Origin of the sequence: Ruminococcus sp. Marseille-P328, from assembly GCF_964249465.1 — a bacterium.
Classification (GTDB): Bacteria; Bacillota; Clostridia; order Lachnospirales; family Lachnospiraceae; genus Blautia_A; species Blautia_A faecis.
In genome coordinates this window covers 1-18,250 of sequence record NZ_CAXUBQ010000025.1, presented here as the reverse complement: position 1 = coordinate 18,250, position 18,250 = coordinate 1, and the positions used below count along the sequence as shown (strand labels likewise).

Annotated in this window: 17 protein-coding genes; 16 read left to right on the top strand and 1 reads right to left on the bottom strand. The window is 45.2% G+C overall.

The features are described 5' to 3' along the window. The first annotated feature begins 118 nt into the window (after positions 1 to 118). From ACESTK_RS16160 to ACESTK_RS16095, 14 genes are all read left to right on the top strand, one after another. On the top strand, positions 119 to 1,066 hold the full coding sequence (locus ACESTK_RS16160; RefSeq protein ID WP_118578135.1) for an L-lactate dehydrogenase: 948 nt from the start codon (positions 119 to 121) through the stop codon (positions 1,064 to 1,066). A gap of 288 nt (positions 1,067 to 1,354) precedes the next feature. Continuing rightward, positions 1,355 to 2,149 (top strand): CoB--CoM heterodisulfide reductase iron-sulfur subunit B family protein, encoded by a 795-nt coding sequence (locus ACESTK_RS16155; protein WP_118578136.1) that lies wholly within the window; start codon positions 1,355 to 1,357, stop codon positions 2,147 to 2,149. Continuing rightward, positions 2,149 to 2,550, top strand: coding sequence for a 4Fe-4S dicluster domain-containing protein (locus tag ACESTK_RS16150; RefSeq protein ID WP_118578137.1), 402 nt, complete (start codon positions 2,149 to 2,151; stop codon positions 2,548 to 2,550). Before ACESTK_RS16155 ends, ACESTK_RS16150 begins: the two co-directional genes overlap by 1 nt. 7 nt (positions 2,551 to 2,557) lie before the next feature. Beyond that, positions 2,558 to 4,546, top strand: coding sequence for a CoB--CoM heterodisulfide reductase iron-sulfur subunit A family protein (locus ACESTK_RS16145; RefSeq protein ID WP_118578138.1), 1,989 nt, complete (start codon positions 2,558 to 2,560; stop codon positions 4,544 to 4,546). After that, positions 4,537 to 4,980, top strand: a complete 444-nt coding sequence (locus ACESTK_RS16140; protein WP_118578139.1) for a hydrogenase iron-sulfur subunit — start codon at positions 4,537 to 4,539, stop codon at positions 4,978 to 4,980. The genes ACESTK_RS16145 and ACESTK_RS16140 overlap by 10 nt, the downstream gene beginning before the upstream one ends. Beyond that, positions 4,968 to 5,942 (top strand): 4Fe-4S dicluster domain-containing protein, encoded by a 975-nt coding sequence (locus ACESTK_RS16135; RefSeq protein ID WP_373120236.1) that lies wholly within the window; start codon positions 4,968 to 4,970, stop codon positions 5,940 to 5,942. The genes ACESTK_RS16140 and ACESTK_RS16135 overlap by 13 nt, the downstream gene beginning before the upstream one ends. Before the next feature lie 3 nt (positions 5,943 to 5,945). After that, a complete protein-coding gene (locus ACESTK_RS16130) occupies positions 5,946 to 7,007 on the top strand; it encodes a 4Fe-4S dicluster domain-containing protein (protein ID WP_173716026.1) in 1,062 nt (353 codons plus the stop codon). Next, the gene (locus tag ACESTK_RS16125) at positions 7,007 to 7,861 is read left to right on the top strand and encodes an FAD/NAD(P)-binding protein (RefSeq protein WP_148461092.1); all 855 of its coding nucleotides are present in this window, start codon (positions 7,007 to 7,009) and stop codon (positions 7,859 to 7,861) included. The genes ACESTK_RS16130 and ACESTK_RS16125 overlap by 1 nt, the downstream gene beginning before the upstream one ends. A gap of 39 nt (positions 7,862 to 7,900) precedes the next feature. Further along, positions 7,901 to 8,233: a DUF3784 domain-containing protein gene (locus ACESTK_RS16120; RefSeq protein WP_173716027.1), complete on the top strand. Its 333-nt coding sequence runs from the start codon at positions 7,901 to 7,903 to the stop codon at positions 8,231 to 8,233. A 32-nt stretch (positions 8,234 to 8,265) separates the two neighbouring features. Further along, positions 8,266 to 8,940, top strand: a complete 675-nt coding sequence (locus ACESTK_RS16115) for a 2Fe-2S iron-sulfur cluster-binding protein (RefSeq protein ID WP_118578143.1) — start codon at positions 8,266 to 8,268, stop codon at positions 8,938 to 8,940. A gap of 15 nt (positions 8,941 to 8,955) precedes the next feature. After that, positions 8,956 to 10,569: an FAD-dependent oxidoreductase gene (locus tag ACESTK_RS16110; protein ID WP_118578144.1), complete on the top strand. Its 1,614-nt coding sequence runs from the start codon at positions 8,956 to 8,958 to the stop codon at positions 10,567 to 10,569. Between the two features lie 126 nt (positions 10,570 to 10,695). Continuing rightward, a complete protein-coding gene (locus ACESTK_RS16105) occupies positions 10,696 to 11,538 on the top strand; it encodes a fumarate hydratase (protein WP_187565083.1) in 843 nt (280 codons plus the stop codon). 2 nt (positions 11,539 to 11,540) lie between these two features. Beyond that, positions 11,541 to 12,107 carry a Fe-S-containing hydro-lyase gene (locus tag ACESTK_RS16100; protein WP_118578146.1) on the top strand — a complete coding sequence of 189 codons (567 nt, stop codon included), beginning with the start codon at positions 11,541 to 11,543 and terminating at the stop codon, positions 12,105 to 12,107. Between the two features lie 167 nt (positions 12,108 to 12,274). Then, positions 12,275 to 12,964, top strand: coding sequence for a YoaK family protein (locus tag ACESTK_RS16095; RefSeq protein ID WP_118578147.1), 690 nt, complete (start codon positions 12,275 to 12,277; stop codon positions 12,962 to 12,964). Positions 12,965 to 13,120: 156 nt separating this feature from the next. Here ACESTK_RS16095 and ACESTK_RS16090 read toward each other — a convergent pair whose 3' ends face one another. Then, positions 13,121 to 14,512, bottom strand: coding sequence for a sodium-dependent transporter (locus ACESTK_RS16090; RefSeq protein ID WP_373120235.1), 1,392 nt, complete (start codon positions 14,510 to 14,512; stop codon positions 13,121 to 13,123). 491 nt (positions 14,513 to 15,003) lie between these two features. Here ACESTK_RS16090 and pflB point away from each other — a divergent pair, with 491 nt between their 5' ends. Then, positions 15,004 to 17,259 (top strand): formate C-acetyltransferase, encoded by a 2,256-nt coding sequence (gene pflB, locus ACESTK_RS16085; protein ID WP_118578149.1) that lies wholly within the window; start codon positions 15,004 to 15,006, stop codon positions 17,257 to 17,259. Positions 17,260 to 17,364: 105 nt separating this feature from the next. Further along, positions 17,365 to 18,093 (top strand): pyruvate formate-lyase-activating protein, encoded by a 729-nt coding sequence (pflA, locus tag ACESTK_RS16080; protein WP_118578234.1) that lies wholly within the window; start codon positions 17,365 to 17,367, stop codon positions 18,091 to 18,093. Positions 18,094 to 18,250 lie beyond the last annotated feature (157 nt).

The window sequence follows — 18,250 nt, the reverse complement described above, 5'->3', positions numbered from 1 at the left end:
AAAAAATAAACAAGAAACAAAGGACATCACACAGGGAAAACCAACCAATCCCACGGAAAAGTAACAAAACAGAGGGAAAAGTTGACACAATCCCACAACCCCATGAAAGGAGTTTTTTATGAGCAGCAAAATTACCATTATCGGAGCTGGAAGCGTTGGCTCCACTATCGCTTACACACTGGCACACGATGAGATCGCTTCCGAGATTGTTCTGATCGACATCAACAAGGAGAAGGTTGAAGGAGAGGTTATGGACATTGAGCAGGGAACCTGCTTTAGAAGCCCTGTATCTCTGGTGGCCGGAGATTACGCAGATGCCAAAGATTCAGACATCGTGATCATTACTTCCGGAATCGCCCGTAAACCAGGACAGACACGAATTGAGCTTACTCAGACAAACGTAAACATTCTGAAGAGCATCACTCCTCAGATCGTAAAAGAAGCTCCAGACGCAAAGTATATTATCGTAAGCAACCCGGTAGATATTATGACCTATGTATTTACCAAGATTTCCGGTCTTCCGGAGAATCAGATCATGGGATCCGGAACTATTCTTGATACAGCAAGACTTCGCTATGGACTTTCCGAGCACTTCAAAGTAGCCCAGGGAAATATCCACGCTTATGTTTTTGGCGAGCACGGAGACACCTCCTTCATTCCATGGACAGGCGCTTACATTTCCGGTCTCAGCACAGATGAGTATTATGAAGAAATGAAAGCTCACGGCAAGGATGTGAAACCTCTGGATAAAGAAGCCATGCTGGAATATGTACAGAAATCCGGCGGAAAAGTTATTGCAAAGAAAGGTGCAACCTTCTATGCAGTATCTGCTACCGTTTGCCAGCTGGTAGGTCTGATCCTGGCAGCTTCCGATTCCCTTGCAACCGTATCCTCCATGCTTCACGGTGAGTATGGAATCGAAGATGTGTGCCTGAGTACCCTTACTCTTGTAGGACCAAATGGAACACAGGGAAAAGTTCAGATGCGTATGAATAAAGAGGAAATTGCATTGCTGAAGAAGAGTGCCGATGCCCTGAAGGAAGTAATCGCACAGATTGAGCTTTAAAAGTTATTGTTCCCAGATATTATTCCGCGAAGCAGACAGATGTGAACGGAAGAAACAGTAATTTTTCACCTTAGCTTTGTAGAGTGCATTTTGTAAAGAAAAAAATAATTTCAAGTGCAGAATCGAAGCATTACATTCAACTATACCAGCAAAGACATCCCCGGCTTCTATCGCGGAAAGCGGTAAGTCGGGTTCCACTTTGCGAAAGCAACCCAAATAGCTGCTGTTTACATATGTGAATTTAGAAAAGCACATTTAGTGAACAGTGACAAGAAAGGAACAAGAAGCATGAAGTACAGTTATTATCCAGGATGTACCCTGAAGAATAAGGCAAAAGATCTGGATGCCTATGCCAGAGCTTCTGCAAAAGCACTGGGCTTCGAAATGGAAGAGATAGAAGACTGGCAGTGCTGCGGCGGCGTATATCCTCTTGGCAGCGATGAGATTGCCACCAAACTTTCTTCCGTCCGGGCTTTAAATGACGCAAAAGAAAAAGGACAGGATCTGATTACAGTCTGTTCAGCCTGTCATCATGTGCTCAAACGTGTGAACGATGACATGAAAAACGTGGACGACATCCGCACCAGAGCAAATAATTATCTGAAACTGGATACTCCATATGAAGGAGAGACAAATGTCCTTCATTATCTGGAAGTACTCCGTGATGAAGTTGGATTTGATGAGATCAAAAAGAAAGTGGTAAATCCTTTAACTGGCAAAAAAATCGGTGCATATTATGGCTGCCTTCTTTTAAGACCAGGAAAGATCATGGCATTTGATAATCCGGAGAATCCCACCATTATGGAAGACTTCATCCGTGCCCTTGGCGCAGAGCCTGTGGTATACCCATACCGCAATGAGTGCTGCGGCGGCTACATTTCCCTGAAAGAAAAAGAAATGGCACAGAATATGTGTGAAAAGATCATGGACAGTGCAAAGGGCTTTGAAGCAGATATGCTGATCACAGCCTGTCCACTTTGCATGTATAACCTGAAAAAGAACGGAAACGGCGATCTTCCTGTTTACTATTTTACAGAACTTCTTGCAGAAGCTCTCGGAGTAAAAGAGGAGGTGGCGAAGTAATGGCTTATACATATGGAAATACCCAGAATGCAGCAGAGCGAATCAAAGAAATTTCCGGAGTAAATCCCCTGAAATGTATGAAATGCGGCAAATGCTCCGCAACCTGTCCTGCATTTAACGAGATGGATATCAAGCCTCACCAGTTTGTAACTTATGTACAGAACGGCGACATTGAAGCTCTTGCACAGTCAAAATCCTTATGGAAATGCCTCTCCTGCTTTGCATGTGTAGAACGCTGTCCAAGAGATGTTAAACCGGGAAAACTGATCGACGCAGCCAGACAGCTGGTTGTCCGCGAGCGTGGGCAGAACTATCTGACCGCAGACGAAATTCCGGAGCTGCTTGATGAAGACACACCGCAGCAGCTGCTGGTAAGTGCATTCAGAAGATACAGGAGGTGAAAAACAGGTGCAGAGAATAGGTGTATTCGTATGTCATTGTGGTACCAATATTGCAGCCACAGTTGATGTAAAAAAAGTAGTAGAGATGGCAGCAAAAGAGCCAGGCGTTGTTCATGCGGAAGATTATCAGTACATGTGCTCCGAAGCAGGACAGGCCAAGATCATTAACGCCATCCATGAAAAAAATCTGACAGGAATCGTAGTCTGTTCCTGTTCCCCGCGTATGCATGAGGCTACCTTTAGAAAGGCAGCACAGAAAGCGGGATTAAACCCATATATGGTAGAGATTGCCAATATCCGTGAGCATTGCTCCTGGATCCACAAGGATATGGAAGAGGCTACCTTAAAGGCAGTGATCCTTGCAAGAGCCGCAATCGCAAAAGTAAATCTGGATGCTCCTCTTCAGCCAGGCGAGAGCCTTGTAACCAAACGTGCTCTTGTAATCGGCGGAGGTATTGCCGGAATCCAGTCAGCCCTTGACATTGCAGAGGCTGGTTATGAGGTTGATATTGTGGAGAAGCTTCCAAGTATCGGTGGAAGAATGTCCCAGCTGGACAAGACCTTCCCAACTCTGGACTGCTCTGCATGTATCCTTACACCGAAAATGGTAGAGGCAGCAGCACATGAGAAAATCAACATCTATACATACAGTGAAGTTGAGAAGGTAAGCGGCTTTGTAGGTGACTTCACCGTTGATATCCGCAAGAAAGCAAGAAGCGTGGATATGAGCAAATGTACCGGATGCGGCGTTTGTTCTGAGAAATGTCCGTCCAAGAAAAATCCAAACGAATTTAACCGCGGTCTGAATAACAGAAGTGCTATCTACATTCCGTTCGCTCAGGCTATCCCAAATGTTCCGGTAATCGACCGCGAGCATTGTACCAAGTTTAAAACCGGAAAATGCGGTGTCTGCTCCAAGGTTTGTGCTGCAGGTGCAATTGATTATGAGCAGAAGGATGAGATCGTTACACAGAAATATGGTGCAATCGTGGTTGCAACCGGTTTTGACGTGATTCCGCTGGATAAATATGATGAGTACGCTTACAGCCAGAGTAAGGACGTTATCACCTCTCTTGAGCTTGAGCGTATCATGAATGCAGCAGGACCTACAAAGGGTCATCTTGAGAGACTTTCCGATGGAAAAGCTCCGAAAAACATTGTATTTGTACAGTGTGTGGGAAGCCGTTGCTCTGACGACAGAGGAAAGAGCTACTGTTCCAAGATCTGCTGTATGTACACTGCAAAACATGCAATGCTGATCCGTGACAAATACCCGGATACAAATGTAACTGTTTTCTACATTGACGTTCGTACTCCCGGTAAAAACTTCGATGAGTTCTACAGAAGAGCTGTTGAAGATTACGGTGTAAATTATGTAAAAGGCCAGGTTGGAAAGGTAATCCCACAGCCAGATGGAACTCTTATGGTTCAGGCTTCTGACCTGCTTGAAAATAAACAGATTCTTATGGAGGCTGATATGGTAGTTCTTGCAGCTGCCATCGAGCCAAACAAGGATGTAAGAAAAATTGCAACTATGCTTACCGCAAGTATTGATACCAACAACTTCCTCACAGAAGCACATGCAAAGCTTCGTCCGGTAGAGTCCCCTACAGCTGGTATTTTCCTTTCCGGTGTCTGCCAGGGACCAAAGGATATTCCGGAGACAGTTGCACAGGCTGGCGCAGCAGCAGTAAAGGCAATCGGCCTTCTTGCAAAAGACAAGCTGACCACCAACCCATGTACCGCACATTCTGACGAGCTTCTTTGCAACGGATGCTCCCAGTGTGCAAATGTGTGTCCGTATGGTGCGATTTCCTATGAGGAAAAACAGGTAAATGACCACGGAATCCGTGAGACAAGAAGAATTGCTGTTGTAAACAATGCTCTTTGCCAGGGCTGTGGTGCATGTACCGTAACCTGCCCGTCCGGAGCAATGGATCTCCAGGGATTCTCCAACAGACAGATTTTAGCGGAGGTAGATGCAATATGTCGATAGAAGCAAAAGAAGAATTCAGACCGAAGATCGTGGCATTCTGCTGTAACTGGTGCAGCTACGCAGGTGCAGACCTTGCAGGAAGCAGCCGTCTTTCTTATCCGGCTGATGTAAAGATCATCCGTGTACCATGCTCCTGCCGTGTAAATCCAATGTTTATCCTCCGTGCCTTTGAAAAAGGTGCTGACGGTGTGATTATGTGCGGCTGCCATCCGGGAGACTGCCACTACACAACCGGAAACTATTATGCGAGAAGACGTATGACACTTCTTTTCTCCATGCTGGACTTCATCGGTGTGGAAAATGGCCGTACCCGTGTTGAGTGGGTATCTGCAGCAGAAGGTGTAAAATTCTCCCAGACCATGAATGAATTTGTGGAAAAAATCCATTCTCTGGGTAAAAACGTCAGATTGGAGGATTTAAGATGCAGGAACTGATCGCTCGTGCAAAAGAACTGCTGGCTGATGGAACCGTAGTACGTGTTCTTGGCTGGAAAGCCGGAGACCTGCCTTACAATCCGGAAGCAGCATATTTCGAAACTGCAGAAAGCCTGGACGAATTTGTCTATAATGGTTTCTGCGGACAGAACTTAAGTAAAATGATGATCGAGGCTTCCAAATTAGAGGGAAAAACCCTTGTCTGTCTGAAGCCTTGTGATACCTACAGCTTCAACCAGCTGATTAAGGAGCACCGTGTAGACCGTGAAAAAGCCTACATTATCGGTGTTGGATGTAAAGGAAAGCTGGATGTGGAAAAGCTTCGTAAATTAGGCATCAAGGGAATCCAGAGTATTTCCGGTGCTGAGCTTACCGATGATTGTGAAACACTTAACGTTTCCACAATCTACGGCGACAAAACCGTAGATTACAAAGATGCTATGCTGGAGCGCTGCCATGTATGTAAAGGAAAAGAGCACATGATCTACGACGAGATCATCGGCGAATCCAAGGATACAAAGGATGCAGACCGTTTTGCAGAGGTGGAGAAAATTGAGAAGATGAGCCCGGAAGAGCGCTTCGCATTTTTCCAGAAGGAGCTGAGCAAATGTATCCGCTGCAATGCCTGCCGCAATGCATGTCCAGCCTGCAGCTGTCGTAAATGTGTATTCGACAGCAACAAGTTTGACAGTGCGCAGAAGGCAAATGTGGATTCCTTTGAAGAAAAAATGTTCCACATTATCCGTGCATTCCACGTTGCAGGAAGATGTACAGACTGCGGTGAGTGCAGCCGTGTCTGCCCGCAGGGGATTCCGCTTCATCTGTTTAACCGTAAGTTCATCAAGGATATTGATACCTTCTACGGCGAATATCAGGCAGGAGCAGATGCTGAGTCAAAAGGCCCGCTGACCAGCTTTACATTTGATGATGTAGAGCCAGGTGTAGTGGCAGAAAGGGGATAATGTATGTATAAGATTGAAAAAGAAAATCTGGAAGCATTATTCCGGAAAATCGCAGAAAGCCAGGATCTGATCCTTCCGATCAAAAAGGCAGGACAGACCAACTTCGGCCTTTGGAATGAAGGAGAAGAGGCAGACCTTGAGACATTGAAAACCGTAAAATCCGGCAAAGATGCCTTTTTCCCACAGAGCGAAACACTTTACACCTGTGTTCGTGATGGAAAGAAGCTGACCGTAGAGCCGGAAGAGCTGAGAAGCCGTCCGTTCGTTGTATTTGGCATGAAGGCCTGCGATGTAAAAGGGGTTGCAGTTCTGGATAAGGTTTTTCTTGCTGATCCTGTTGATACTTTCTATGCAGCAAGAAGAGACCATGGAACTATCGTTGCCCTGGCTTGTCATGAGCCGGAGGAATCCTGTTTCTGTAAGGTTTTTGGAACAGATGCAGCAGATCCGGAAGCAGACGCCGATGGAAAAGGAATTGCCGATGTAGCAGCCTGGATGGTGGAGGGAAGCCTTTACTGGAAAGCCCTTACGGAAAAAGGAGAGGCTCTTACAGAAGCTGTAAAAGAACTTCTTACCCCGGCTGACGGCGATCAGGCAAAAGTGGATGCTGAAAAAGAAGCAATCCATAACATTGTAGAAAAGCTTCCATATACACATCTTTCCCTGGAAGGATGGGATGGAAATGCTACAGATGCGAAGTTTAATTCTCCTGTCTGGGAGACTTTATATAAACCATGCCTGGCATGCGGAACCTGTACCTTTGTATGTCCGACCTGCCAGTGCTATGACATCAAGGATTACGACACAGGACACGGTGTAAAGCGTTACCGTTGCTGGGATTCCTGTATGTATTCCGATTTCACAATGATGGCTCACGGAAATAACCGTACCAGCCAGCTGCAGAGATTCCGTCAGAGATTTATGCACAAGCTTGTATATTTCCCTGCTAATAACAACGGTATGTACTCCTGTGTAGGCTGTGGCCGCTGCGTGGAAAAATGTCCGTCATCTTTAAATATCGTGAAGGTGATCAAGGCTTTTGAAAAGCATGGAGGTGAAAAGTAATGAGCGAGTGTACTTGTCATAAAAATTATACTCTGGATACTCTGATTCCACAGGTTGGTGTGATCACAAATATTCATGAGGAGACTCCGGATGTAAAAACATTCTGTGTAACAGCACCGGATGGAGGAAAGCTTTTTGAACATATGCCTGGTCAGTGTGCCATGGTCTGCGCCCCAGGTGTAAGCGAAGGTATGTTTTCCATTACTTCCTCACCTACGAATAAAGAGTATCAGGAATTCAGTATTAAGAAATGTGGTGAGCTGACCTCTTATCTTCACAGCCTTCAGGTGGGAGATGAGATCACAGTCCGTGGACCATATGGAAACCATTTTCCAGTAGAGGATAAGCTGAAGGGGAAAAATCTTCTGTTTATCGCCGGTGGTATCGGTCTTGCACCACTTCGTTCCGTAATCAACTACGTTCTTGACAATCGCGATGACTATGGCACTGTAGATATTCTCTACGGTTCCCGTTCCGCAGATGATCTTGTAAAATTAAAAGAAATCCAGGAAGTGTGGATGAATGCAAAAGACGTAAACGTCTACCTGACCATCGACCGTGAGCAGGAAGGCTGGGACGGACATGTTGGTTTCGTACCAACCTATCTGAAAGAAATCGGCTTCGACACCAACAAAGTCGCATTAGTCTGCGGACCGCCGATCATGATCAAATTCGTACTTCAGGGCCTTGAGGAGCTTGGATTTACAAGAACCCAGGTTTACACAACACTGGAGCTTCGCATGAAGTGCGGTATTGGTAAATGCGGACGCTGCAACATTGGATCTAAATATGTCTGCAAAGACGGACCGGTATTTAGAATGGACGAGATTGACCAGTTACCTGACGAGTACTAAGTAAACCCAAAAGTTTCAGTAAATACAAGGGGGATTTTTATGACATTGGCAGATACAGCTCATGGATCAGACTGGATACTCTGGGGCGTCTTTGCTGTCTTTGTAATTTTGACCATTGCTTTACTAAGTGGTCATGGCAGCAAATTTATTTCTGGCTATAACACTGCTTCAAAAGAAGAGAAAGCCAGATATGATGAGAAAAAGCTGTGCCGTGTATACGGAATTGGAATGGGCGTGATCGCTATTCTCCTTCTGATAACCGGACTATTTGAAAGCTTTTTGCCATCCAGTTTTGTTTATGTGCTATTAGTTTTAATTGTCATAGATGTTGTAATTATTATTATCCTGAGTAACACAATTTGTAAGAGATAGAGTTAGACAATCAGAAGAAAGGAACTCCCAAAATGGAAAATATGGTAAACGTATATTTCTTCGGTAAAAAATACACCGTACCAGCTGACCTGACCATTATGACGGCCATGGAATATGCCGGATACACTTTAAAACGCGGCTGCGGCTGCCGTCACGGCTTCTGCGGCGCCTGCGCCACAATCTACAGAATCAAAGGCGACAACGAACTGAAAACCTGTCTTGCCTGTCAGACGCAGGTACAGGAAGGCATGTATGTAGCAAGCATCCCGTTCTTCCCTACAGACAAGAGACTCTACAACATCGAAGACCTTCAGCCAAACCAGCAGGTCATGATGGAGCTCTACCCGGAAATTTACAGCTGTATCGGCTGTAACGCATGTACAAAAGCATGTACCCAGGGCTTAAATGTAATGCAGTACATCGCATATGCACAGAGAGGCGAGCTTGAGAAATGTGCAGAAGAATCCTTTGACTGCGTAAGCTGCGGATGCTGTTCCGTAAGATGTCCGGCAGGTATCTCTCACCCGATGGTAGGTCTTCTTGCAAGACGTCTCACAGGAAAATACATTGCTCCTAAGAGTGAGCATCTTGAAAAACGTGTAGAAGAGATCCATGAAGGCAAATACGATGATCTGATCGAGCAGATCATGCAGAAACCGATCACAGACATGGAAGAACTTTATAACAACAGAGAAATTGAGAAATAAGGAGGGCATAAAAACATGTACGCACCATATCCAGAAAATATGATGGAATCCATCAAAAAGGTAGAGGCTACAAGAGCACAGCGTATGGCAACAGAGCCAAGACGTCTGAGCGCTGATGAGAAAGATGCTCTTCTTAAGAAATTCCATCCAGACTATAACCCGGATGCATTTGCAGAAATCAAAGTAGGACCAAACAAAGGACAGAAGGCACCGCTGGAACTGGCAGAAATGCTTCACTCCGAAAGCCGTCTTCTGAATGAAAAAATTGACCTTAACAAAATCGATTATGATGTAGATGTACTTGTAATCGGCGGCGGCGGTGCAGGCTCCTCCTGTGCCATCGAAGCACACAATGCAGGTGCCAACGTTATGATCGTGACCAAGCTTCGTATCGGTGATGCCAACACCATGATGGCAGAAGGCGGAATCCAGGCAGCTGACAAAGAAAACGATTCTCCTGTACAGCATTATCTGGACTGCTTCGGCGGCGGACATTTTGCTGCAAAGCCAGAGCTGGTAAAGAGACTTGTAATGGAAGCTCCGGATGCAATTAAATGGCTGAACGATCTTGGCGTTGAGTTCGATAAAGAAGACGATGGAACCATGATCACCACACACGGCGGCGGAACCTCCAGAAAGAGAATGCATGCTGCAAAGGATTATTCCGGATCTGAAATCATGCGTACTATCCGTGACGAGGTTCTGAACCTTGGCATTCCGGTAGTAGAATTTACTTCCGCTGTAGAACTTCTGAAAGATGAAAAAGGACAGACTGCAGGTGCTGTTCTTCTTAATATGGAAACCGGCGATTACTCCGTTGCAAGAGCAAAAACAGTTGTCATTGCAACCGGCGGAGCAGGAAGAATGCACTATCAGGGATTCCCTACCTCTAACCACTACGGCGCAACCGCAGATGGTCTTGTACTTGGTTACCGAGCAGGTGCTTCCCTTCTTTATCAGGATTCCATCCAGTACCATCCAACTGGTGCCATTTATCCGTCCCAGATCCTTGGCGCACTGGTAACAGAGAAAGTTCGTTCCGTTGGCGCGCAGCTTGTAAATGCAAACGGAGAAGCCTATATTCACCCTCTGGAAACCCGTGACGTCAATGCTTCCGGTGTTATCCGTGAGTGTGAGGAAGGCCGTGGAGTAGAGGTTCCTGGCGGACTGAAAGGTGTATGGCTGGATACTCCGATGATTGAGATCCTTGGAGGAGAGGGAACTATTGAGAAGAGAATCCCGGCAATGTTCCGTATGTACATGAACTATGGCGTTGATATGAGAAAAGTGCCGATCGTAATCTACCCTACTCTGCACTACCAGAATGGTGGTCTGGAAATTGATGGAGATGGATTTACAAAAGAAATCCCGAATCTTCTGGTTGCAGGAGAAGCTGCAGGCGGAATCCATGGAAGAAACAGACTGATGGGTAACTCTCTTCTGGACGTAATCGTATTCGGAAGAAATGCCGGTAAAAAGGCAGCTGCAAAATGCAAAGAGGTAGAGCTTGGAGAAATGAACCTGGATCATATTTACGCATATGAGAAAGAGTTAAAAGCAGCAGGAGCAGAGACCGATAAAGTATCTCCGTTACTGCTTCCAAACTATGCCCGTCATGAGCAGAGATAATAACCAGATAGTTAAAATGAACTTCCGGTACCGTTAAATTGCCGGTACCGGAAGCTTCTTATATAATGTAAAAAGATATGTCGCCTTTTGGCGGTATGCCAGAAATGAAAGAAGGGAGTTTACCAAATGCGTGAAGTAGAAGTAAGCAGACTTACAGATGTCATCGAAAAACTCTGTATCGAAGCAAACGAACATCTTCCGGAAGACGTAAAATGCGCTATCAAAACATGCCGCGCATGCGAAGACGGAGAGATTGCCAAGGGTATTCTTGACAATATTATTGAGAATTTTGATATTGCAGATAACGAAAATGTACCGATCTGCCAGGATACAGGAATGGCATGCGTGTTCCTGGAAATCGGACAGGATGTACATTTCACAGGCGGAGATCTCACAGATGCAATCAATGAAGGTGTACGCCGCGGATATACAAACGGATACCTTCGCAAATCTGTTGTAAAAGATCCTGTACGCCGTGGAAATACAGGAGACAATACCCCGGCTATGATTTATACAGAAATCGTTCCTGGCGATAAAGTGAAGATCACAGTGGGCCCGAAAGGCTTCGGAAGTGAGAATATGAGTATGATCCGTATGTTCAAGCCATCTGCAGGACTTCAGGGGATCAAGGATTTCATTCTGGAAGTCGTTGAGACCGCAGGCCCGAACCCATGCCCTCCGATGGTTGTAGGGGTTGGAATCGGTGGAACCTTTGACAAATGTGCTCTTCTTGCAAAGAAGGCACTGATGCGTCCTCTGGATTCCCACAATCCGGATCCATTCTATGCAGAGCTGGAAGATGAAATGCTGGAGAAAGTAAACAAGCTTGGAATCGGACCACAGGGCTTTGGCGGAAAGACCACAGCCATCGGTCTGAATATTGAGACAATGCCTACTCACATTGCGGGAATGCCATGTGCAGTCAACATCAACTGCCACGTTACCCGCCACAAAACGGAGGTGATCTGATCATGGAAAGAAGACATATTACACTGCCTCTGACGGAAGAACTGGCAAAAACCCTTCACGCAGGAGATCAGGTTCTCCTTACCGGAACCATCTACACATCCCGTGACGCAGGTCACAAGCGTATGTGTGAGGCTCTTGCAAAAGGCGAAAAGATTCCTTTTGATCCAACAGATGCAACTATTTATTATGTAGGACCAACTCCTGCAAAACCAGGTCAGGTCATCGGATCTGCCGGACCAACTACCAGCGGCCGTATGGATGCCTATGCACCAACCATGATGTCTGTAGGAGCCCGTGGAATGATCGGAAAAGGAGCACGTCTGCCTGAAGTAGTAGAAGCCATGAAAAAATATCACGGTGTTTACTTCGGAGCCATCGGCGGTGCCGGCGCCCTTCTTGCCAAATGTATCAAAAAAGCGGAGCTTATCGCCTATGAGGATCTGGGTGCAGAAGCTCTCCGTAAGCTTTACGTAGAAGATATGCCCCTTGTAGTCATTATTGACAGCGAAGGCAATAATCTTTATGAAGAGGGAAGAAAAGAGTATCTGGAAGCGCATAAAGAAAACTAATAATTGTGACGGAAATCCTGCAGAAAGTCTTTTTCAAATACGCTCCAGGCATATAAGATATATATACTCCACATATCAAAATAGATGTTTACAGAAAGCATTATTTATTCTATAATCTGAAGATATGTATGTATACGAAAGACAAAAGACGAAAGAAGGAGCTTATTATGGACCATCATAAAAGGGTACAGACCTCAGAAGCATTCATAAACAGTGCATTCCTTGCAGTGTCAGGAGGATTTCAGGATGCCTATACCTATTTTACCCGCGATGGCGTTTTCTCCAACGCCCAGACCGGAAACGTGGTACTGATGAGTGAGCGGTTTATGAACGGCGAAGTGAAAGCAGGATTGCATTATCTCATTCCCCTGACCGCATTCTTTCTTGGAGTTCTGTTAGCGGAACGCATTCAGGAAAAATTCCGCTATGCCAGACGCCTTCACTGGCGCCAGGGAATCCTTCTGGTAGAGATCATCCTGCTGTTTCTGGTTGGCTTCATCCCAGGGAACCTGAACGTGCTTGCCACCACCCTGGTATCCTTCTCCTGCGCCCTTCAGGTGCAGACCTTCCGAAAGGTTGAAGGAAATGCCTATGCCAGCACCATGTGCATCGGAAATCTGAGAAGCGGTACTGCCGCTCTTTCCGCTTACATGCGTGAAAGAAAGCCACGCCTGCTTCGTCAGGCCTTATGCTACTTCGCCATTATTTTCCTGTTTGCCATTGGCGCAGGAATTGGCGGCAGACTTTCAATGGCTTACGGCGAAAGAGCCATCTGGGTATCCAGCATCCTGCTTCTCATCAGCTTCCTTTTAATGTTTATTGAGGAAATCGAAGAGGCAGAACACCGCTGGCAGTGAGAAATTAATAAAGCTTCAGTATCTTTACAATTACAAATTATAAAAAACATCCAGTCTCCATATAACGATGGCAGGCTGGATGTTTTTTACAATATAATCTTTCACAAATTGTGAGGCACATCTTGCAGAAAGTCTTCCTCAAACATGCTCTGCAGTTTAAGATAAAATCCCTGTAGACTGTAAAAACAGAATAAACATCATAACCGGTGCAACAAAGCGGATCATGACGCGGTACAATTTTTTCCTACGGAACTTATCCCCGCTTCTTTCCATTTCGCTAATCACATAATCCGGCGTTACGACCCAGCCGATGAGAATCGTGGAAAGCAGTGCAATAAACGGCATCATAACACTGTTGCTGATGTAATCCATAATATCAAGAAGCTGTCCTACAGAACCGTTCGGAAGCTTCACTTCCACATAGAAAATACTGTATCCCAAAGCGATAACTGCGGAAGCTGCAAGGTAGATCACAGATAAAACAAGAACTGTTTTTTTACGGCTGGTATGAAAAATTTCCATGCAGTTTGCAGTAATAGATTCCAGTACGGAAATACAGGAAGACAAGGTTGCAAAAATAGCAGTTACGAAAAACAGGATTCCTACGAAGGTACCAGCTTTTCCCATTGCAGAAAATACCTTTGGCAGGGAAATAAACATCAGGCTTGGTCCGGCACCCATTCCCTCAGTGCCGGAAAACACATATACAGCCGGGATGATCATGGCACCTGCAAGAAAGGCAACACCTGTGTCAAAAATTTCAATCTGATTGATCGCTTTGTTCAGGTTCACTTCAGGTTTTACATAGGAGCCGTAGGTGATCATAATTCCCATGGATACACTGAGTGAAAAGAACAGCTGGCTCATGGCATCCAGCAGAATCTGCAGAAAACGATGCACAGTCAGTCCTTCAAGGTCAGGCGTCAGGTAGTAAAGAAATCCCTGTAAGCCGGTGCGAAGCTGACCGGAAGCATCCGTGTGTGAAATCGTAAGAGAATACACTGCAATCACTACGACCAGAACCAGCAGGACCGGCATCATCCATTTGGATACTTTTTCAATCCCCTTTTCCACGCCATTGTATACAATGAAAGCAGTAACCCCCATGAAAAGCAGTGCGAAGATCACCGGTGAAGTGGAAGAGGTGATAAAGGCTGTAAAATAGTCATCTGCGGCAGCTGCTTGTGCCTGACCGGTTATGTATACCACTGCATATTTGGTGATCCATCCGCCGATGACCGCGTAATAGGTCATAATAAGCACTGGTACAAGGAAGGTAAGGATTCCCAGGAACTTCCATCTGGGACGCAACTGGGTATAGGCTCCGATGGCACTCTTCTGTGTACGCCGTCCGATCGCAATATCCGAGGTGAGAAGGGCAAATCCGAAGGTTAGTACCAGAATCAGATAGATAATTAAAAATAAGCCGCCTCCGTCTTTTGCGGCAAGGTATGGGAATCTCCACAAATTTCCCACTCCTACAGCACTTCCGGCTGCAGCCAGGACAAAACCAAGCTGTCCTGAAAAATGGTTTGATTTCTTTTCCATTACATTTGTTTCCCCCTTAATGTTGTAAGAATAGGATAACATATGACAAGATAATAGTAAAACAAATACTTAAATTTTTAGCAAGCAGAAAGGAGTATAAGTTATTGTCCACTTCGTTCACAGCAACACGCTCCGCGATGGCATTGAACATGGCGATACAGATAAGACCATCGAGAGCTTCACGAAAATTCATTCGTTAAGCGATAGCCCCTTCAATTAAGTTGATAAAATTTAACAAAGTATATCGAGAATATTTCTCTGTATTTACTACAGTGAAAATGGGACTTACAAATGGAAAAATGAATTAAAGTACATAATATAGGACTTATATATAGGGAAATCCATTTTTTACCAGATAAATTGTACTTTATTAAAAGCATTCCCCAAACCGATTGACTAAGAAATAACAATCTCGTATACTACAATCGTTAAACTAATAACAATTCTTCAATATACGCGGAGAACTATAAAATAAAGAAAGAGGTACAAGAATGAAAGATTTTGCACAGTGGGAAGGCTTCGAAGGAAATCGTTGGAAAGAACAGATTAACGTTCGTGATTTTATCCGTCACAATTATACCCCTTATGACGGAGACGATTCTTTCCTGGAAGGCCCGACCGAGGCTACTGACAAACTGTGGGGAAAGCTGCAGGAGCTGCAGAAAGCAGAGCGTGCCAACAATGGTGTGCTTGACATGGAGACAAAGGTTGTCACAGGCCTGACCGCATACGGACCAGGATATATTGCTGAAGACCTAAAGAATCTTGAGAAGGTTGTAGGACTTCAGACAGATAAGCCTCTGAAACGTGCATTTATGCCATACGGCGGAATCAAAATGGCTGAGCAGGCATGCGAAATGTACGGCTACAAGGTAGATCCTCAGATCCATGATATGTTTACAAAATATGAGTTCAAAACACATAACCAGGGCGTTTTTGACATTTACACACCAGAAATGAAAAGAGCACGTCACAGCCATATCCTTACCGGACTTCCGGATACTTATGGACGCGGACGTATCGTAGGCGATTACAGACGTGTGGCTCTGTACGGTATTGATGCGCTGATCGAGGGCAAAGAGAAAGACTTTGCAGCAAGTGACCGTCAGGGTATGAGACGTTATGATTTCCAGCTTCGTGAGGAAATCGCAGATCAGATCCGCGCTCTTAAAGGAATGAAAGAGATGGCAAAGGTCTATGGTTATGATATTTCAGAGCCTGCAAAGAATGCTCATGAGGCATTCCAGTGGCTGTACTTTGGATATCTTGCAGCAATTAAGACCCAGAATGGTGCTGCAATGAGTGTTGGACGTATCTCCACATTCCTTGATATCTATATTGAAAGAGACCTTAAGAATGGCGTGATCACTGAGAAAGAGGCACAGGAGCTTGTTGACCACATGGTAATGAAATTCCGTATGGTTAAATTTGCAAGAATTGAGTCCTACAACCAGCTGTTCTCCGGTGACCCGGTATGGGCAACTCTTGAGGTTGCAGGTATTGGTGTTGACGGACGCCATATGGTTACCAAGAATGACTATCGTTTCCTTCATACTCTTGAGGATATGGGACCGGCTCCGGAGCCAAACCTTACTGTTCTTTATTCTTCCAAGCTGCCGGAAAACTTCAAGAAATATGCTGCTAATATTTCTGTTACAACAAGTTCTATCCAGTATGAGAACGATGATGTTATGCGTCCGGTATGGGGCGATGATTATTCCATCTGCTGCTGTGTATCTGCTACTGAGACTGGTAAGGAAATGCAGTTCTTTGGAGCTCGTGCAAATCTTGCAAAATGCCTCCTTTACGCGATCAACGGTGGTGTGGATGAGAAGTTAAAGACTCAGGTAGGACCGGAGTACAAGCCGATCACTTCCGAGTATCTTGATTATGATGAGGTTATGCAGAAATATGACCAGATGATGGACTGGCTGGCTCATCTGTATGTAGGAACTCTGAACATGATCCACTATATGCATGATAAATATTACTATGAGGCAGCTGAGATGGCGCTTATCGATACCAAGGTTGAGCGTTCTTTTGCAACAGGTATTGCTGGATTTTCACATGTAGTAGATTCTCTGTCTGCTATTAAGTATGCGAAGGTAAAAGCTATCCGTGATGAGGATGGAATTACCACTGATTTCCAGGTTGAGGGTGATTTCCCACGCTATGGTAATGATGATGACAGAGCAGATGAGATTGCAAGAAATCTGCTTTCCACCTTCATGGATAAACTGAAACACATCCATACCTACCGTGATTCCAAGCCAACCACTTCTATTCTTACCATTACCTCTAACGTTGTTTATGGTAAAGCTACCGGAGCTCTTCCTGATGGAAGAAAGGCTGGAGAGCCTCTGGCACCTGGTGCAAACCCATCCTACGGCGCAGAGCAGAACGGACTTCTTGCTTCCCTGAACTCTGTTGCAAAGCTTGACTATGAGGATGCACTGGATGGAATTTCCAATACACAGACCATTAATCCGGAAGCTCTTGGACATAGTGATGAAGAGCGTACAGATAATCTGGTACATGTACTGGACGGATATTTCAATCAGGGTGCACATCACCTGAACGTAAATGTATTTGGCAAAGAGAAACTGATCGATGCTATGGAGCATCCGGAAAAAGAGGAGTATGCAAACTTCACTATCCGTGTTTCCGGTTATGCAGTTAAGTTTATCGATCTGACAAGAGAGCAGCAGCTGGATGTTATTGCCAGAACCTGCCACGACAGAATGTAAGTCTGATATTTTAAAATAGTATCGGCGAAACAAAAGGGCATGCAATACAATATATGTCAGAGGTTGCATGTCCTTTTTATAAATATGAATGCAAAGGAATTAGAAATGTTAAAAGGCTATGTTCATTCTCTGGAGAGCTTCGGGTCTGTGGACGGACCTGGAGTGAGATATGTGATTTTTCTTTCTGGCTGTGCTATGCGTTGTCAGTTCTGCCATAATCCGGATACCTGGAATATGACAGATGGAAAAGAGTACACTACGGATCAGCTTTTGAAGACAGCACTTCGGTTTAAGTCTTACTGGGGAGATAAGGGTGGTATCACGGTGAGCGGCGGGGAACCACTTTTGCAGATGGATTTTCTCACAGAGCTTTTCCGTAAGGCAAAGGAAGCGGGAGTCCATACTACTTTGGATACCAGCGGAAATCCTTATACGACTAAGGTGCCGTGGCATTCTAAGTGGCTGGAGCTGATGAAGTATACAGATCTTCTGCTTCTGGATATCAAGCAGATCAATGAGCAGGAGCATGTGAAGCTTACCGGGCAGACCAATACGAATATTCTTGCCATGGCCCGTGAGCTTTCGGATATGGGTAAGCCTGTTTGGATCCGGCATGTGTTAGTACCGGGGGGCAGTGACAAGGATGAGTATCTGCACCAGCTGGCGGATTTTATCCATACACTGAAAAACGTTGAGCGCGTGGAAGTTCTTCCGTATCATACTCTTGGCATTTTTAAATGGGAAAAGCTGGGGATTCCTTATCCGCTGGAGGGCGTGAAACCTCCAACGCAGGAGAGGATTGATAATGCCAGACGGATTCTTGGGGCGATTTAAGAGCGTGAAAGAAAGTAAATAAAACTCCTTAAGGGGAGGCCGTTGCGGACTGGAAATGAGTTTGCAATGGCCTCTTTTAAGTTGCTATTTAGTGTGTTGAAAGTTGTTCAAGGCGGACGCATTCGGACAATGGTGATTGCTCACTCGCCGGCGCAAC

What these genes read in the sequence shown, in the direction of transcription:
- ACESTK_RS16160 (WP_118578135.1), top strand. Translation starts at nt 119, where the DNA reads ATGAGCAGCAAAATTACCATTATCGGAGCTGGAAGCGTTGGCTCCACT.
- ACESTK_RS16155 (WP_118578136.1), top strand. Translation starts at nt 1,355, where the DNA reads ATGAAGTACAGTTATTATCCAGGATGTACCCTGAAGAATAAGGCAAAA.
- ACESTK_RS16150 (WP_118578137.1), top strand. Translation starts at nt 2,149, where the DNA reads ATGGCTTATACATATGGAAATACCCAGAATGCAGCAGAGCGAATCAAA.
- ACESTK_RS16140 (WP_118578139.1), top strand. Translation starts at nt 4,537, where the DNA reads ATGTCGATAGAAGCAAAAGAAGAATTCAGACCGAAGATCGTGGCATTC.
- ACESTK_RS16135 (WP_373120236.1), top strand. Translation starts at nt 4,968, where the DNA reads ATGCAGGAACTGATCGCTCGTGCAAAAGAACTGCTGGCTGATGGAACC.
- ACESTK_RS16130 (WP_173716026.1), top strand. Translation starts at nt 5,946, where the DNA reads ATGTATAAGATTGAAAAAGAAAATCTGGAAGCATTATTCCGGAAAATC.
- ACESTK_RS16125 (WP_148461092.1), top strand. Translation starts at nt 7,007, where the DNA reads ATGAGCGAGTGTACTTGTCATAAAAATTATACTCTGGATACTCTGATT.
- ACESTK_RS16120 (WP_173716027.1), top strand. Translation starts at nt 7,901, where the DNA reads ATGACATTGGCAGATACAGCTCATGGATCAGACTGGATACTCTGGGGC.
- ACESTK_RS16115 (WP_118578143.1), top strand. Translation starts at nt 8,266, where the DNA reads ATGGAAAATATGGTAAACGTATATTTCTTCGGTAAAAAATACACCGTA.
- ACESTK_RS16110 (WP_118578144.1), top strand. Translation starts at nt 8,956, where the DNA reads ATGTACGCACCATATCCAGAAAATATGATGGAATCCATCAAAAAGGTA.
- ACESTK_RS16105 (WP_187565083.1), top strand. Translation starts at nt 10,696, where the DNA reads ATGCGTGAAGTAGAAGTAAGCAGACTTACAGATGTCATCGAAAAACTC.
- ACESTK_RS16100 (WP_118578146.1), top strand. Translation starts at nt 11,541, where the DNA reads ATGGAAAGAAGACATATTACACTGCCTCTGACGGAAGAACTGGCAAAA.
- ACESTK_RS16095 (WP_118578147.1), top strand. Translation starts at nt 12,275, where the DNA reads ATGGACCATCATAAAAGGGTACAGACCTCAGAAGCATTCATAAACAGT.
- ACESTK_RS16090 (WP_373120235.1), bottom strand. Translation starts at nt 14,512, where the DNA reads ATGGAAAAGAAATCAAACCATTTTTCAGGACAGCTTGGTTTTGTCCTG.
- pflB (WP_118578149.1), top strand. Translation starts at nt 15,004, where the DNA reads ATGAAAGATTTTGCACAGTGGGAAGGCTTCGAAGGAAATCGTTGGAAA.
- pflA (WP_118578234.1), top strand. Translation starts at nt 17,365, where the DNA reads ATGTTAAAAGGCTATGTTCATTCTCTGGAGAGCTTCGGGTCTGTGGAC.